Consider the following 16831-nt stretch of genomic DNA (forward strand, 5'->3'; position numbering starts at 1 on the left):
ATGGAAATAGCAATTATAGCTCACGATGGTAAGAAAGTTGATATGGTTCAATTCTTGAATAAAAATATTGATATTTTAAATACCGAAAAAATTAAAATTATTGCCACAGGTACAACAGGTGGTAAAGCAGTAAATGCTGGTTTTAAAGTAAAAAAGATGTTATCTGGCCCAATGGGTGGTGATGCTCAAATTGCCGCTAGAGTAGCAGAAGGGAAGACTAAAATGGTCTTGTTTTTTAAAGATCCTTTGGCGAGTCATGCACATGAGGTAGACATAAATATGCTCCTACGTGTATGTGATGTACACAATGTGCCTATCGCTACAAACGAAGCCTCGGCACAGTTGTTACTTAATGCAATTGCTATAACATTGCAATCATAGAAATTTCTACATTTACATTCTTTGGCAAACATGCCACTTGAACCGTTTCACGAGCTGGAGCGGTTTTTTCGTTTAAATAAGATCCGTAAACGCCGTTAATTGCTGCAAAGTCATTCATATCCATGATAAAAATGGTTGCTTTAACTACGTGCTCAAAGGTCATACCAGCGGTTTCTAGTACTGCTTTCAGGTTTTCCATTACTTGTTTTGTCTCTGCAATGATTGATTCATTAACGAGCTCATTTGTAACGGGATTAATAGCTATTTGACCTGAAATATACAATGTGTCGTTTTTTAGGACTGCTTGATTGTACGGTCCAATTGGTGCTGGTGCAGCTTCGGTAAAAATAATTTTTTTCATCTGTATGTGTTTTAATATATTATAAGTGTACTTATGGGTACTTTTTTTTTTACAATCGAAACCGGTTTATTGATCTTACATTTATTAATTGAATTTCAATGATTATAAAGTAAAACTGCCGTTGTTTGTGTTTTTTAAAAAAGTCAAGCGTAAAAGCTTTTATCTTCTTACAGCACTGTTTTTATTCCACTTAACATCACTAAGAACACCAGATTTGATTCCGATAAAAAAGTTCCAATTGGCGTTAGTTCCAAAGGGTGTCCAGTTAAAACTCATTCTCCAACTTGCTAAGTCACGCTCAAAACGGAGTTGTGTATAGGTAACTCCTTTTTGTACAAAATCATAACCAGTAGACATTCCGACTTTCCATTTTGGTGTCAAATCGGTATTAGCAGAGATCATCACAGAGTTTCCTGTTATGGTTTTTTCTCTATTACTATTTCCATAGGTTAGGGCGTAAGCAAAAGTCATGTCCCAAGGTAAATTAGAGGTAAAAAATTCAGAAATTTTGTCGTCTCCTTCTTCCTCACTTCCATCAAATTGACTTGGTTGATTGTTACCAAAGCCGTTATTGGTTCCGAATAAATCATCCTCTCGACCTCCGTTTCGGGTGGTTTGGGAGTTCTTATCTTTCTTATCTTTTTCCTTACTCGAAATAGCGTAGTTTAAGGTCATATTTGCGCTTGTCATTCGAAAAAGACTTCCGCCGTTATTAACGTTAAAAGTATTTATTCTAGTCCCTGAATTGTCGATGGCATAAGGGTCAAGTGTAGTTGCAAAATTCATGTTCAGTTTGTCTTTGAACAATTGTGTACCACCGCTCACACGTACAGGTGCCCAAGCGAGCGTTGTTTTCCCATCTGCGTTTAGGTCATAACTCGTTGATACATTTAAGTTATTCAAAAGCATTATTTTTTTCGCCTCAACTTTCGTACTGTCACTGTCGGTTACTTTCGCTTCAAATGTATTGCTTATCGAGATACCAACATTACTAGCGTTGGTAAGACCAGGTGATCCGTAAATTCCATTCTCAAAACGTGTGTATTGAGCCATTTTTCCACTTGCATCTGAAGCATAGGTGTCGTAATATTTTTCAAAACTTGGCGTATAACTGTATGATAACGACGGACGCATTACGTGTCGAATAGATTTTATGCGTTTGTCGTCTCCGAAGTTAAACGTACCATATATTGTTGTTCCCAAACTTGATGAAAAAGAGTACGTTCTGAAGGCATCGAAACCATTTATAGTTTCTTCTACAACAGCGCTTTTATCGGTGTCATAAAATCTTTTAAGTGTTTGCAAATACCAAACTTCTTCATAGTTTGCAGTGGTCGTTGCACTAAAGTACTTGAATAATTTAAAGTTGGTACTAATCGGAATCGTATGCTGCGCTCCAATTTTAGCATCTCTAAACATTTGTGGTTTAAAAAATAACGAATCTGTAGTCGTTACACTATTTCTTCCGTTTAAGTTGTATTGAAAGTTGATGTTTTTAATAAACCCTTTTTTAACTTCATCTTTACCTGCAAATGGATAAATTCGATCAACACTTAACTGCAAGGTCGGCAAGGTCATGTCGATAACTTGTGTTTGTGTATTTTGAGAATGCGTTGCCGATAGTGACATTCGAACCTCAGGAACAGAATTAAATGTTTTCGAATACGATACAGACGAACTCAAAGTATTGTTTAATGTAGATCCCACATTGGCCTGATTGATTGATTGTGTAAAATATTTACTACTACCAAGGTTCACAGAGGCTGAAAAACTCGAATTTGGATTTGCTTTTGAATCTCTTGAATGCGACCACTGAATATTATATATTTTTTGTTTCGAATAATCAGGAAAACCTCTTTCACTTGAAATTAGGTTTTCATATCGAATGTTTACATTTCCGCGGTAATTGTATCTTTTGGCATAAGCCGATTCAAAACGCATTCCGTAACTACCATTGGTATAATAATCACCCATCACCGTCAAATCATACTGATCACTTAACGCAAAATAGTATCCACCGTTTTGCAATGAAAAACCACGGGTATTGGAGTCGTTGTAACTCGGTAGTAAAATACCAGAAACGCTAGTCTCTTTACTCATCGGAAAATAGGCAAAAGGCATTGCGATCGGTGTAGGGACGTTGGCGATTACCATATGAGTCAAACCTGTAATTACTTTTTTTCCGGGTATAAATTTCACTTTACTAGTTTGGAAATAGTATTCAGGATTGTCTACGTTTGTAGAGGTTGTGAAGCGTGCATTTTTTAGAAAATAAACAGAATCGTTTTCCTTCTTAGTAACTTGCGCTTTTACTTTAAATTCGCCTTGATCGGTTCTTGAGTTCCAAATTAAAGCCTTTTTTGTTTTAAAATTGAAGCGAATAGAATCGGGCTCAATAACATTTGATCCCTGTTTGAAATTAGGGTATTGCGTTAGTTTACCGGTTGAATCTTTGATTCGTCCCGCATATACTTCATTCTTTTCGTAATCAAGTATAATGATTCCAGCTTTTAACTCAATGTCTTTGTAGTATAATTCAGCTTTATCGTATAGTGTTATGTGCTTTTTCTTTTGGTCAATACGCGAATATTGATCTGCTTTATAGACCACTTTACCCTCAAGTATATTCTTGTTTGATTTTAAACTGTCTTTCTTTATAATAGTATCACCAACTTTCTTTAAGGTTTTAGTCTCGTTGATTGGACTAACTATTGGCTTATCTACTTGTTTTTGAGCGGGTATAGCGCTTGGCTTTTTCTTTAAGTCTTGTGAATATACACTGCTACATCCTAGACTTAGGAGAAACGATAGTAAAACGATATTAAATAAGTTTGTCTGCAAAGGTTTAAATACTATTTTTGTAAAAAATTATGGCTCGCTATTTGAAGTGGCAAACTTACATATTATTTTTTGCCAAAAATAATCAAATGCCCAATTTATAGCGATAGCTTTTTAATTAAATTAACTATATATAAGGATGTATACTTTCAAAAATATTAAAGTAATTTTTACTTTTCTGACAATTATAAGTTCACTAGCCACATTTAGTCAATCCGGAGTATTTAAGGTCACCTTAGATGCAGGACACGGAGCACACGATTTTGGTGCCGTGTACAGCGGTCATGTGGAGAAAAATATTGCACTAGCAATTGTGTTGAAAGTGGGTAAAATGCTTGAAACTTATCCCAAAATAGATGTCAATTATACTCGTAAGACAGATGTTTTTATTGATTTGGTCGAAAGAGCAAATATTGCCAATAGAGATAATGCCAGTATTTTTGTTTCTATTCACTGTAATGCCAATAAAAACACCTCTGCAGATGGAACGGAGACTTATGTAATGGGTATGAATAAAATTGCATCCAATCTAGAGGCTGCAAAAAAGGAGAACTCGGTTATTACGCTTGAGAAAGATTATAAACGAAAATACGAAGGATTTGATCCCAACTCACCTGAAACCATGATTGGTATGAAGTTGATGCAGGAAGAATACTTAGAAAATAGTATTTCCTTGGCTAGTAAAGTAGAAGATGAATTTGAAAAGTTAGGTAAGAAAATTAGAGGAGGAGGAGTAAAGCAAGCCCCTTTTATGGTATTGCATAAAGCCTATATGCCAAGGGTTTTGATTGAAACTGGTTTTATTTCTAATCCTACTGAGGGAGCTTTATTGGATTCTGAAAATGGACAGTTAGAAGTGGCACGTGCCATTACTAATGCTATAATGAGATATAAAAATGAATATTATGGATCTGCAAATGAGGTAGAGCCAGTAAGAGTGGCTCCAAAACCAGTGGTAAAGGATTCTACTCCTTCAAAAAGTACAGTTGACTCGGTTAAGGCGATTACTAATGCAACTTCCGCAACTGGGGATACCGTTTTCAAAATTCAAATTACTGCGATCAGTAAAAAATTATCATTGACACCTAAAAATTTTAAAGGATTAAATTCGTTGTCTGTGGACTACGATAATAATTTATACCGTTATATGTATGGTAAAACCAGTGACTATAACGAAGCCAAAAAGCTATTGGAAGAAGCAAAAGCTAAGGGGTATGAATTTGCTTTTATCACTGCATTTGTCGGAGGTAAAAAAGTGAGCGTTCAAGACGCTATCAAATAAAGATTGATTCTAAAGTTTTTATATTAAATTTACAATAAAATACATATATTTTGAAATTAACGAGAGAGATCAAAACGGCAATCCTAGTTATTGCTTCTATACTTTTATTCATTTGGGGTTATAGTTTCTTAAAAGGAAGAGACTTATTTACTAGTTATAAAACTTTTTATGTAGAGTACGATAATGTTGAAGGTCTTGCAGCATCGGCACCTGTAACATTGAATGGTTTGGTAATTGGAAAATTAAACGGAATCACGATTAGCGAAACTACTGGTAAATTAATGGTGGAGATGCGTGTGAAGACTGATTTTCCGATTTCAAAAGCTAGTAAAGCAATTATCTACGAACCTGGTTTTATTGGTGGTAAGCAAATTGCTATTGAACCAAATTTTGAAGACAAACAACTAGCTGAATCTGGAGATAAATTAAACGGAAATGTGCGTCCAGGTTTAACTCAAAAATTAGGTGAACAATTGGTACCATTACAAGCAAAGGTGGAGAAATTAATCACAAATGCAGATCAATTAATTACAGGAATCAACACGGTCCTAGATCAAAAAGCACAACAAGATTTAAAAAAGAGTTTGGCAGAGTTGAGTCAAACCATGGAACAATTTCATAAAGCGTCTACTAGTGTAAACGGTATGCTTGATGATAATAAAGGACAGATTAAAGGAATGGTGGCTAACTTCAATAAAGTTTCGGGTGATTTTTCTAAAATTTCAGACTCGATCAACAAAGCTAATGTAGGGAAAACAATTCGTACCTTAAATGCAACTTTAGGAAAAGTAAACGGGATAATGGCTGGTATTGAATCTGGAAAAGGAACGATGGGCAAGTTGATGAAAGATGATGCTCTGTATAATAACTTTACCAAAACCTCAAAAGAACTTGAACTCTTATTGCAAGATGTACGTCTATATCCTACACGTTACATAAACGTTTCCGTTTTTGGTAAAAAGAACAAACCATACAAAGGTCCTGAAAATGATACCATTTCTATAAAATAATAGCATATTGCTAAAAAAATAGGCGAAAAATTATATTTTACATTATTATTGTAAAATATATTTAACGATATTTACAATTCAAATTTTTAAAAAGTCAATTCAGACTGCACTAAGCGCAACTTTTTGAAGGTAGTTGTAGTGCTTTTTTTGGGCACTTTATGTGATCTGATTTTGATGAAAACAATAAACAATAGTATATGGATTATTTAGATAATTTGTTATTTGCCATTTTATTAATCGGTAGTTTTGGTTACTTTTTTTCGAACATTACAAAAATCAAACGAAATATCAACTTAGGTATTGATGTTGACCGTACCGACAACCCCAAAGCACGTTGGACAAATATGGCGATGATTGCCTTAGGTCAATCAAAGATGGTCAAGAGGCCCGTAGCTGGTATTTTGCACATTATTGTATATGTTGGTTTTGTAATCATTAATATTGAAATGCTCGAAATCATTATCGATGGTCTGTTCGGTACGCACAGAGTATTTTCGGTTATCGGTTCGTTGTATGGTGTTTTAATTGGTTCTTTTGAAATCCTTGCCTTTTTGGTTTTGGTTGCTGTAATCGTTTTTTGGATACGTAGAAACGGAATCAAACTAAAACGTTTTATCAATCCAGATCTAAATGGTTTTGCAAAAAATGATGCAAATTATATCTTGTATTTCGAAATGGTATTAATGACACTTTTCTTGGTCATGAATGCTACAGATAGTCATTTTCAAATGAGCAATTCTGGAAACGTAATTTCGCAATTTATTGCACCTTTATTTTCGGGCGTATCTCCAGAATCTTTGGAAATGATCGAAAGAACTGCGTGGTGGTTGCATATTTCGGGAATTTTAGTATTCTTGAATTACCTTTATTTCTCAAAGCACCTTCATATTCTATTGGCTTTTCCTAATACGTATTTTGCAGACTTAAATCCATTAGGACAGTTAAGTAATCTTGAAGCGGTTACTAAAGAAGTAAAACTAATGATGGATCCAAATGCAGATCCATTTGCAGCGCCTGCACCTGCAGAAGGTGAAGTGCCTGCTAAGTTTGGTGCTAGTGACGTGCAAGATCTTAATTGGGTACAATTGCTAAATGCGTATACTTGTACAGAATGTGGTCGTTGTACTTCGTCATGTCCAGCCAATCAAACAGGAAAGAAATTGTCTCCTCGTAAAATCATGATGGATACGAGAGATCGTTTGGAAGAAGTAGGTAAAAATATTGATGCCAACAAAGGAATCTTCATTCCAGATAACAAAACATTATTAAACGATTACATCACTCCAGAAGAGTTGTGGGCATGTACATCATGTAACGCTTGTGTGGAAGAATGTCCGGTAAATATAAGTCCGCTTTCTATCATTATGGATATGCGTCGCTACTTGGTGATGGAGCAAAGTGCCGCACCAATGCCATTGAACGCAATGATGACCAATGTAGAAAATAATGGAGCTCCTTGGCAGTACAACCAACAAGATCGTTTGAACTGGAAAAATGAAGAATAATTTCTAAGGATTCGTTTTTTATTCGAAAGAAAAATAAAAAGTAGGAAAGCACAAGAAGGAGTTGCTTTCTTTTAAAATAACAAAGTGAAACCGTAAGCGGTTAAACCATATAAAAATTATAAAGATGTCTGAAAATTTAATCGTTCCTACAATGGCAGAAATGCTAGCACAAGGAAAACAACCAGAGGTTTTATTTTGGGTAGGATGTGCCGGAAGTTTTGATGATAGAGCAAAAAAAATAACCAAAGCATTTGTACGTATTCTTAATCGTGCCAATGTACCTTTTGCGGTATTAGGTACCGAGGAAAGTTGTACTGGTGATCCAGCTAAAAGAGCAGGAAATGAGTTTTTGTTTCAAATGCAAGCCATGATGAATATCGAAGTGCTTAATGCGTATGAAGCTAAAAAAATTGTTACGGCTTGCCCTCACTGTTTCAATACATTGAAAAATGAATATCCAGAATTAGGTGGACAATATGAAGTGGTACATCATACAGAGTTTCTAAAATCATTATTGGATGATGGACGCTTGACAATCGAAGGTGGACAATTCAAAGGAAAAAGAATTACTTTTCATGATCCTTGTTACTTGGGTAGAGCCAACAAAATTTATGAAGCTCCAAGAGATTTAATTGCAAAATTAGACTCAGAGTTAGTGGAGATGAAACGTTCTCGTGCAAATGGATTGTGTTGTGGTGCTGGTGGAGCACAAATGTTTAAAGATGCAGAACCAGGTAATAAAGAGGTAAATGTTTTGCGTACTGAAGATGCACTAGAAACAACACCAGAAATTATTGCAACAGGATGCCCATTTTGTAACACCATGATGACTGACGGAATCAAGAACAAAGAAAAAGAAGGTGAAGTAAAAGTGATGGATATTGCAGAATTAATTGCAAACGCTCAGGACTTGTAAATTTGTTTTTTGAAATTTAAATTAAGTCTTCGATATTTTTTTCGAACAAAATAAAAAGTGAGAGTGCAAGATTATCCTTTAAGTGTAAATCTTAAATTTTTCATTAGAGAAATTAGAAGCTCGCAAATAAGTGATAAATTTGCAATCTAAAATATATATAAAACCATGTACGTACCTTTTGAAAATTTACCCGAAGAATCTAGAATATGGATTTACCAATCCAACAGAAAATTTTCGGATGTAGAAATGGCAGCTATCGAAACTGATTTGCAGGCTTTTTTAGAAAACTGGGCTGCTCATGGCACAAGCTTAGAATCCTCTTACCAATTGAGATACAATCGTTTTATAATTTTGGCAGTAAACCAAGATGTTCAAGCTGCAACAGGTTGTTCAATTGATTCATCAGTGGAATTTATCCAATCGTTGGAACAAAAATATAGTGTTGATTTGTTAGACAAAATGAACGTTACTTTCAAACAAGGAGAACATATTGCACACAAACCACTTATTGATTTTAAAAAAATGGTCAAAGACAAGTCGGTTACAGAGAATACAATTGTTTTTAATAACTTAATTAACAACGTACAAGAATTTAACGAGTCTTGGGAAGTTGAAGCTGCAGACAGTTGGCACAGTCGTTTCTTTTAATAGAAACTTGATTTATAAAACAAAAAAAGAGGCATTTTGCCTCTTTTTTTTGTTTTCATTTATTATGGAAAAAATTTAAATTCATTTCTGTAGTAAAGTGTAATATTCGTATTAAAATAGCTGTGTTTTTATTTGAGGTAAGGTTAAGGCTATGTAATACAACTTGTTACGTTTAAATATACCTACTATTGGGTATTTTAAAAGTTAGAAAAAAATTGTAATTTATAAATTTAATATGCTTAATTTCAGATAGTTATATTTGAAGATGCATTTATTGTTAATTATTAATTTATTTCTAATACTCACTATTATGAAGAAAATTTTATTTTTTACATCGATTTTCCTTGCGTTTAACTTGCAAGCACAAAACAAATTACTTTCGTCTATTGAACAATTCCAAAATGATGGCAATATGCAAAATTCTTATGGTAGTAATTATGAATATGATAGCAACAATAATTTGACCACCGAAACAAGTTATTTTTGGACAGGAAATAGTGGTTGGCAATATGCATCAAAAGAAACTTTTAGCTATAATGCCAACAATAAAGTTGTGTATGACACCTATCAAAGTTATAATTCATTTAATAGTGTCTTAGAGAATCAGTTTCAGGAGAATTACATTTACAACACCAATAATAATGTGGAAGAAATAATATCTAAAGATTGGAGTGGTTCTCAATGGGTAAACTCAAGTAGAACCACAATATCCTACACAGGTAATTTGTTGACAGAATATATTGGTTACGAGTGGAACGGCGCGCAATGGATCAATGAGGGCAAAGGAACTTTTACATATAATTCAAATGATAAAATTTCAGGGAATTTGGAGTATAAATGGGTAAATGGTAATTGGGTAGTTTCTAATAGAGACAGTTATACTTATGATTCAAACGGAAAGCAGACCTCTAGATTAAACGAGCAGTTCGAAGGAAATAGTTGGGTTGAAGATGATAAAAATGAATATACCTTAGATAATTTAGGTAATAGAATAAGCATGACCGAAAGTCATAATTACTTAGCAGATATAAATAGAACAAATTACAATTACGAGACTGCTACTCCTATGTCAAATTTTGCACATCCATTCAAAGATAAAACGGGTTTGGACTATATTTTTGAAGAAACGCCTCATATTAGTAAAGTATTGAGTTCAGATAATTTTACTTATAATACGACAACAAGTAGTTTTGAATTTAATAGAACAACGACTTATAATTATGATACGGTTATTGTTTTAAGTAAAGAAGATTTTATACTACCAAATCAGGTCGTAAAGGTTTTTCCTAATCCTACATCTGATTTTGTTCAAATTTCTGGTCTTACAAAAATTCAAAACTATGAAATATATAATGTTTTGGGAGCTCAATTAAAGAAAGGTACTGTCAATAATAATGAAGACATTGATTTACAAAATTTTAAAAATGGTCTCTATTTCTTGAAATTTAATAACGGAAATACGTTTAAGATCAAGAAAAATTAATCATAATTTTTCAAGTTTTAAAAAAACAATCTCCATTAAAAGAGTGCTTTAATGGAGATTGTTTTTTTATAAATACTTGTAAAGTTTCTTTTAGCCTAATTATTTTGAATGGTCCATTGTTACAATTAAGGATCGTAATCCATGCGCTTCAGTGCGTTTATGCACACATATGTATACGATCAGATCATAATTTCGTCCACATTCGAATTATGAATTATAAGCTCCCGAAGAATATGTTAATTCGTAGCTATGTGTATAAACTTCAAACACAATTCCAAATGGATCTTGTACATAACACATTCTGTAAGGTTTGTCATTAGGGTAGTATTCTCTAATTGGCATTCTCTGTTTTCCACCATGAGCCACTATTTTTTCCACCAAAGTTTCAATGTCTGGATCTTGAATACAGAAATGGAAAAGTCCTGTGTTGAACGGGCTAAATTCAGGTGCTTCTTTTTTTCCATTCGGAAATGAAAACAATTCAATTCCTATTCCATCTGAAGTGGATAAATGTGCAATTTCAAATTCTTCCCAATCATCACCAAATACATCGATGCACATTTGGCCAATGGCAGTTTCTTTTTCTTTATTTACTGTAGATGGTTCCATGATTACATACCATCCCATTACTTCAGAATAAAATTGTACTGCTTGTTTGATATCGGGGACTGTAAGTCCGATATGTGAAAATGATTTCGGATAAGTGTTATTTGTTTTCATATTTCTTCTTTTTGGATACAAAATTAGATTATATTAGCCTTATTGGCAATAACTTACCCAAAAGTGATATAGTTACCAAAAGGAGTAAAATACTGTTTATCAATAAGTAATAGTTTGAAATATGAGCGAAATAAAATATTGTCCACTTAATTATACCATGAATTTAATTGGAACAAAATGGAAACCACTTATATTATTTCATTTATTAGAGGGCGGACTTCGTTCTGGTATTTTGCAAAAAAAGATTGATGGGATATCAAACAAAATGTTCACGCAAACCGTACGAGAATTAGAAGTTGATAGCTTAGTCAAAAGGATTGTGTATCCTGTAGTACCGCCGAGAGTAGAATATGAATTGACAGAAAAAGGAAAATCATTGGAAGCTATTTTAAGAAGTTTAGATCAATGGGGTATTGAACAAAGCAAACAAAATTTGTAGAACTCATCAATACGTACAAAGTGGATGTGCTTATCAAAAACAATATTTGTTGAAACTATACTGAAACAGTTTGTGTATGGGTAATTTTTACCCAGGAGTAATTATAGATTTTCTGATCATCTTAGTCCTAAATGATAAGATTATAGCTAGTTATGTTTCGATAAGTTAATAAACCATATTTTAAGTAGGATCATTAATCATTCAAATTTTAGGAAATGTAAAAGTGGGTAATTTTTATACAGTTTATTAAGTATTGTATTTTATAATCACTTGTAATTGTGTTAGTTAAGGAATAGGCATATGTATTGCTATTTGTTTATCGAAAATAAGTATAAGATAAAAACTAGCGCTATATGAAAACACAAGATGTAAAATTTACAGATAATTCGATCCTTTCGAATGATGTACAAAACAATGTTAAGGTTCCACAAGATAATTCAAAAATAACGAGTCAAATAGTATTGCTTGCGACTATGTTATTGTTAATCAGTGGTGCAACTGTAGTTTATAATTTGCAACCTGAGTTTTATGATTTTAATGAAAGCCGTCTTAATTCACCTATTGGTTTTGCTTTTTTGGCGGTTACCTTAGCAATTGCTGCTTTCAAACTTTCTTTTTTAGTGTATAATATCTATTTGTATTTTACTTATAAACCTATTGCATCTGTTAGTGATGATGAATTGCCAACTATTACAGTTATAGTTCCAGCATACAATGAAGGTAATTTGGTTTATTCGACTTTGTTGAGCATTGCTAATAGTGATTATCCACAACATAAATTGGAGATTCTTGCTATTGATGACGGAAGTAAAGATGATACTTGGTTTTGGATGAAGAAGGCAAAAATGGAACTTGGAGACCGCGTTGTGGCCTTACAACAACCAAAAAATGCAGGAAAGAGACAAGCATTGTACCGTGGATTTAATTTAGGTACAGGTGCTGTATTTGTAACCATTGATAGTGATTCGATTATAGAAAAAAATACGTTACGTAATTTAGTTAGTCCGTTTGTTGTAGATAAAGAATGTGGTGCGGTTGCTGGTAATGTGAGAGTTTTAAATAACGAAAAAGCGATATTGCCAAAAATGCTAAATGTAAGTTTTGTGATGAGTTTTGAATTTGTGCGCTCAGCAGAGAGTCAATTAGGGAGTGTTTTATGCACACCTGGTGCACTTGCTGCCTACAAAAGAGAAGAAGTTTTTGCTTGTTTACCAAATTGGATTCATCAAGAATTCATGGGTAGACCTTCAGATATTGGCGAAGATCGCGCAATGACCAATATGATTTTGAAACAAGGTAAAAAAGTACTTTTTCAACGCAATGCCATTGTTCTTACTGATGTTCCAGAACAATACACAGGATTATACAAAATGTTCATCCGTTGGGGTAGAAGTAATGTTCGTGAAAATATAGCCATGGCAAAATTTGTCTTTAAAAATTTTAGAAACGGAAATAAAGCAGGTACGAGATTATTGTTTTTAAATCAGTTTTTAACTATTGTAATGACATATCCATTTATAATTTTTATGTTGTATTTTATAGTAGTTCATCCAATATTGTTTTTGAGTTCAACTTTGTTGGGAATATTGATTGTATCTAGCTTTCCAGTTTTGTTTTATGCTAAAAAATACAGTGCATCAGAGTCACTTTGGGCTTATGCTTATAGTGTTTTATATACATTTGGATTGTTCTGGATTTCACCCTACGCTATTGCAACTGCTGGTAAAAGTGGTTGGTTGACTAGAGAAATTGCTGTAAAATAAAATAAATTCAAGTAATAATAGAAAAGCCACTGTACTAGTGGCTTTTTCTGTTTTTTGTCATCTTGCATTGCATGTCTAACCTCAATTAGGATAGTTTAATTAAATGTGCAAGGTTATTATTAATTATTCAGCTATTAATTGTTTGATTTCCTTTTCGAGTGAAAGACCGTATTGGTAGCCGTAATCGAATATGGCGTCAATTTTTCGAAGACCAAACATGTGAAACTGACTCATATTAGGTGGTTCGATAAATAAATCACAGTGTTGAATTTTATCTTGTAAGGTATTTCTAAGAAGTAAATGTACAGTGCGATCAACGATTGTATTCAAATGCAATTCTTGAATGTCTTTTTGAACCGAATTTACCGAGATACCAATTATCTTTTCGCAATTGTTCAACAAAGGATCAATTGGAAAATTATCCAAAACTCCGCCGTCAATATAAGAGCGTCCTTGATAATGTACCGCTTCAAAGATCATTGGTATGCAGCTCGAAGCCATTATTGATTGTGACAGATCGCCTTCTGAAAAATAAGTTATTTCTCCTGCTAATATATCTGTCGCAGCTATGTAGAGCGGAATCTTCAAGTCAGAAAAAGAATTGCTAGGGAAGTAGTCATGATAGATTTTTTCAAAGCCTTTCATAGAAAATATGCCTTGTTTTTTTCGAATAGTACGAGAAACATTAAAAAAGTGTCCATTTTTTATGATAGAAACAATTTCGTCAATCGCATAACCATGTGCATAGAAGGCACCTGCAATGGCACCAGCACTTGTACCTGAAATTACTGATGGCTTAATTCCGAATTCTTCCAAAGCTTTTAAAACTCCCAAATGAGCAATTCCCCGAATGCCGCCACCTGATAGTACAATTCCTATTTTATATTTCATTTGTAATGCTGCTTATTTCAAGTGTAGTAAAAGAGGTTGTATCTTCTAAAAACGAAGTTATAAAAATATTTGTTTTATTGGTCGCAATTTAGAAATACTATTTCCAAACTAAACTATATTAGGTTAATTTATAACTGTAAAGTAGTAGCTTATTTAAAGGTTTTTCGTGCAGATTTCATCTTTTAGATTTAACTTAATTTTACCTTTTATTGTGTCATTTTTGCTTAATTTGCGGTCTATATTAAAATGAATAGATGAGAATTGCAATTGTTTGTTACCCAACCTTTGGGGGTAGTGGTGTTGTCGCTACAGAGTTAGGATTAGAGTTAGGTCGTATGGGGCATGAGGTACATTTTATAACCTACAGTCAACCCGTGCGTTTGGCTTTGTTAAACCCTAATGTACATTACCATGAAGTAAATGTTCCAGAATATCCTTTGTTTCATTATCAACCTTATGAGTTGGCATTGTCTAGCAAATTGGTAGATATGGTAAAATTGTACAATATTGAAATTTTACACGTGCACTATGCAATTCCACATGCCTATGCGGGTTATATGGCACGACAAATGTTGAAACAAGCCGGAATTCATATCCCTATGGTGACCACTTTGCACGGGACAGATATTACCTTGGTTGGTAACCATCCCTATTACAAACCAGCTGTTAGTTTTAGTATCAACAAATCAGATGTGGTAACGTCTGTTTCACAAAGTCTTAAAGAAGATACCTATAGATTATTGAATATCAAAAGAGACATTCATGTGATTCCGAATTTTATCGAATTAGACAAAAACACCCTTGATCCTCATATTCCTTGTCGTCGTTCTGTAATGGCAGAGAATGGTGAAAGGATTATAACGCACATCAGTAATTTTAGAAAAGTAAAACGAATTCCGGATATTATTCGAATATTCGATAAAATACAACAAAAAATCCCTGCCAAATTAATGATGGTAGGTGATGGTCCAGAGAAAGAAAAAGCAGAATTATTATGTCAAGAATTAGGTATTTTAGACAAGGTAATTTTCTTTGGAAACAGTAATGAGATTGATAAAATTCTAAGTTATTCAGATCTTTTTTTATTACCGTCGGAGACTGAAAGTTTTGGACTAGCAGCTCTAGAAGCAATGGCTTGGGGAGTGCCTGTAATTTCTAGTAATTCGGGTGGCTTGCCAGAAGTTAATTTCCCTGGTGTATCTGGATATTTGAGTGATGTGGGAGAAATTGATGAAATGGCCGAAAATGCACTTAAGATTTTAAGTGACGATGTAGTGCTATGTGAATTCAAGAAAAACGCATTAGAAGTGGCGAAGAAATTTGATATTAAACATATTTTACCGCTTTATGTAAACTTATATGAAGAGGTTTTGAAAAAATACGCAAAGAAGTATGTCAAAAAAGCAAAACTAAAATCGGGATCGAATTAAAAATCAATTGATGAAAAAATTAGGAAGTGTATTGCTGGCGGCTTTTGTAGTATCTTGTGGTACTACTGCGGTAACAACGGCAAAAAAACAACCACTTTATCAACTGCTTACCCAGCAACCTACGGGCGGCGCGAGTATTAAGTTTTATGAAATCCTTAGCGAAGCGAACGAAATCAAAATGCTGCAAAATGATCCTGTTCTTAGAAAAAAAATAAGTCCTAATGATCTACAAAATGCAAATTTTTTGATTTTAAACATGGGAGAAAAACCAACAGCTGGTTATGGAGTAGTGGTCGAAGAGGTAATGCAAACACAAGATTCTATTGTGGTCACTGTCAAAGAATCAGTGCCTGCTGAAGGTACAATGGTGACACAAAACATAACATACCCGTATGCAGTTTTGAAGATTAATTCAAAAAAGCCAATACGTATAAAATAGAAAATGCCGCTTCATTTGAAGCGGCATTTTTATATATTATAATCTCGTCAATTAGAATTGGTAACGCAATGAAAGTGCAACATCAGATCCGTAATTGTTTTTGTAGTAACCTGATCCACCAAACTCAGGACGGAAATCCAAAGAGATCAAAAGTGGAATAGGGAAATTATATTCAATTCCGATATCTCCTGCAGCATAAACAAATGAATTGCTATCATTTTTGTTGCTATAAGTTCCTGCACCAGCACCAACACCTGCATACCAGTTGAATCCTTGTTCAATATTCCAAACCCATTGGTATATTCCCGTTAGCTTGAAAGCATCTACATCATTACTATTTCTCCATCCTAAATCCAATTCTAATCTGTTGTCGCTAGACAATCCTCTTTGGTAAGACAATTCTCCACCAAAACCGTTGTTATCACCAAAACGAAGCCCTAACGCATTTTTAGAGATTTCTTGTGCTTGCGCGCTAAACGCCAATGCTACTAGCATGATAGCCGATAAAATAAGTTTTTTCATAATCTAATAATTTCTATTGCAATGTTATATGAACTGCATAACGGCGAAATTAGGTCTAAATTATTGAGAATAGTTAAAATTTGTTGCTTGAATATCTAAAATGTTTATTTGTAAGGTGTTATTACAGTGTTATTTATGACTATTCGTAATAGGTGTATAAATAATGATCGCGAATATTTGTCGATTTTATAGTTACATTGATG

At 33.6% G+C, this 16831-nt stretch carries 16 protein-coding genes; 11 read left to right on the forward strand and 5 right to left on the reverse strand.

The features are described 5' to 3' along the window. Positions 1 to 381, forward strand: coding sequence for a methylglyoxal synthase (locus FFWV33_RS12370; RefSeq protein WP_108742542.1), 381 nt, complete (start codon positions 1 to 3; stop codon positions 379 to 381). Here the strand turns inward: FFWV33_RS12370 and FFWV33_RS12375 are convergent. Together FFWV33_RS12375 and FFWV33_RS12380 are read right to left on the reverse strand one after the other, a co-directional pair. Beyond that, positions 362 to 742, reverse strand: a complete 381-nt coding sequence (locus FFWV33_RS12375) for a Rid family detoxifying hydrolase (RefSeq protein WP_108741189.1) — start codon at positions 740 to 742, stop codon at positions 362 to 364. The two genes, FFWV33_RS12370 and FFWV33_RS12375, sit on opposite strands and share 20 nt — an antisense overlap. 159 nt (positions 743 to 901) lie before the next feature. Then, the gene (locus FFWV33_RS12380) at positions 902 to 3583 is read right to left on the reverse strand and encodes a putative LPS assembly protein LptD (RefSeq protein WP_245891505.1); all 2682 of its coding nucleotides are present in this window, start codon (positions 3581 to 3583) and stop codon (positions 902 to 904) included. Between the two features lie 136 nt (positions 3584 to 3719). On the opposite strand from FFWV33_RS12380, the gene FFWV33_RS12385 reads away from it, so the two are divergent. The 6 genes from FFWV33_RS12385 (at position 3720) to FFWV33_RS12410 (ending at position 10424) form a co-directional block, all read left to right on the forward strand. Next, complete coding sequence (locus FFWV33_RS12385; protein WP_108741191.1) at positions 3720 to 4862, forward strand: N-acetylmuramoyl-L-alanine amidase family protein; 1143 nt, start codon at positions 3720 to 3722, stop codon at positions 4860 to 4862. Positions 4863 to 4912: 50 nt separating this feature from the next. Further along, on the forward strand, positions 4913 to 5872 hold the full coding sequence (locus FFWV33_RS12390) for an MlaD family protein (RefSeq protein ID WP_108741192.1): 960 nt from the start codon (positions 4913 to 4915) through the stop codon (positions 5870 to 5872). A gap of 197 nt (positions 5873 to 6069) precedes the next feature. Next, positions 6070 to 7377: a 4Fe-4S dicluster domain-containing protein gene (locus FFWV33_RS12395; RefSeq protein WP_108741193.1), complete on the forward strand. Its 1308-nt coding sequence runs from the start codon at positions 6070 to 6072 to the stop codon at positions 7375 to 7377. 124 nt (positions 7378 to 7501) lie between these two features. Then, on the forward strand, positions 7502 to 8293 hold the full coding sequence (locus FFWV33_RS12400) for a (Fe-S)-binding protein (protein WP_108741194.1): 792 nt from the start codon (positions 7502 to 7504) through the stop codon (positions 8291 to 8293). Positions 8294 to 8458: 165 nt separating this feature from the next. Continuing rightward, positions 8459 to 8941, forward strand: a complete 483-nt coding sequence (locus tag FFWV33_RS19535) for an ABC transporter ATPase (RefSeq protein ID WP_245891506.1) — start codon at positions 8459 to 8461, stop codon at positions 8939 to 8941. 310 nt (positions 8942 to 9251) lie between these two features. Beyond that, positions 9252 to 10424, forward strand: coding sequence for a T9SS type A sorting domain-containing protein (locus FFWV33_RS12410; RefSeq protein WP_159086018.1), 1173 nt, complete (start codon positions 9252 to 9254; stop codon positions 10422 to 10424). Between the two features lie 207 nt (positions 10425 to 10631). Here the strand turns inward: FFWV33_RS12410 and FFWV33_RS12415 are convergent, their stop codons facing one another. Further along, a complete protein-coding gene (locus FFWV33_RS12415; protein ID WP_108741196.1) occupies positions 10632 to 11144 on the reverse strand; it encodes a lactoylglutathione lyase family protein in 513 nt (170 codons plus the stop codon). 121 nt (positions 11145 to 11265) lie between these two features. Between FFWV33_RS12415 and FFWV33_RS12420 the strand changes: the two genes are divergently transcribed. Together FFWV33_RS12420 and FFWV33_RS12425 are read left to right on the forward strand one after the other, a co-directional pair. Continuing rightward, the gene (locus FFWV33_RS12420) at positions 11266 to 11583 is read left to right on the forward strand and encodes a winged helix-turn-helix transcriptional regulator (protein WP_108741197.1); all 318 of its coding nucleotides are present in this window, start codon (positions 11266 to 11268) and stop codon (positions 11581 to 11583) included. A gap of 353 nt (positions 11584 to 11936) precedes the next feature. Next, positions 11937 to 13346 (forward strand): glycosyltransferase family 2 protein, encoded by a 1410-nt coding sequence (locus FFWV33_RS12425; protein ID WP_108741198.1) that lies wholly within the window; start codon positions 11937 to 11939, stop codon positions 13344 to 13346. A 123-nt stretch (positions 13347 to 13469) separates the two neighbouring features. On the opposite strand, the gene FFWV33_RS12430 is transcribed toward FFWV33_RS12425, so the two are convergent. Beyond that, a complete protein-coding gene (locus FFWV33_RS12430; protein WP_108741199.1) occupies positions 13470 to 14237 on the reverse strand; it encodes a patatin-like phospholipase family protein in 768 nt (255 codons plus the stop codon). 254 nt (positions 14238 to 14491) lie between these two features. On the opposite strand from FFWV33_RS12430, the gene bshA reads away from it, so the two are divergent. Both bshA and FFWV33_RS12440 read left to right on the forward strand, forming a co-directional pair. After that, on the forward strand, positions 14492 to 15667 hold the full coding sequence (gene bshA / locus FFWV33_RS12435) for an N-acetyl-alpha-D-glucosaminyl L-malate synthase BshA (protein ID WP_108741200.1): 1176 nt from the start codon (positions 14492 to 14494) through the stop codon (positions 15665 to 15667). A 10-nt stretch (positions 15668 to 15677) separates the two neighbouring features. Then, positions 15678 to 16106 carry a protease complex subunit PrcB family protein gene (locus FFWV33_RS12440; protein WP_108741201.1) on the forward strand — a complete coding sequence of 143 codons (429 nt, stop codon included), beginning with the start codon at positions 15678 to 15680 and terminating at the stop codon, positions 16104 to 16106. Positions 16107 to 16157: 51 nt separating this feature from the next. Here FFWV33_RS12440 and FFWV33_RS12445 read toward each other — a convergent pair whose 3' ends face one another. Beyond that, positions 16158 to 16628, reverse strand: a complete 471-nt coding sequence (locus tag FFWV33_RS12445) for a hypothetical protein (RefSeq protein ID WP_108741202.1) — start codon at positions 16626 to 16628, stop codon at positions 16158 to 16160. Positions 16629 to 16831 lie beyond the last annotated feature (203 nt).

Source organism: Flavobacterium faecale (assembly GCF_003076455.1).
Classification (GTDB): Bacteria; Bacteroidota; Bacteroidia; order Flavobacteriales; family Flavobacteriaceae; genus Flavobacterium; species Flavobacterium faecale.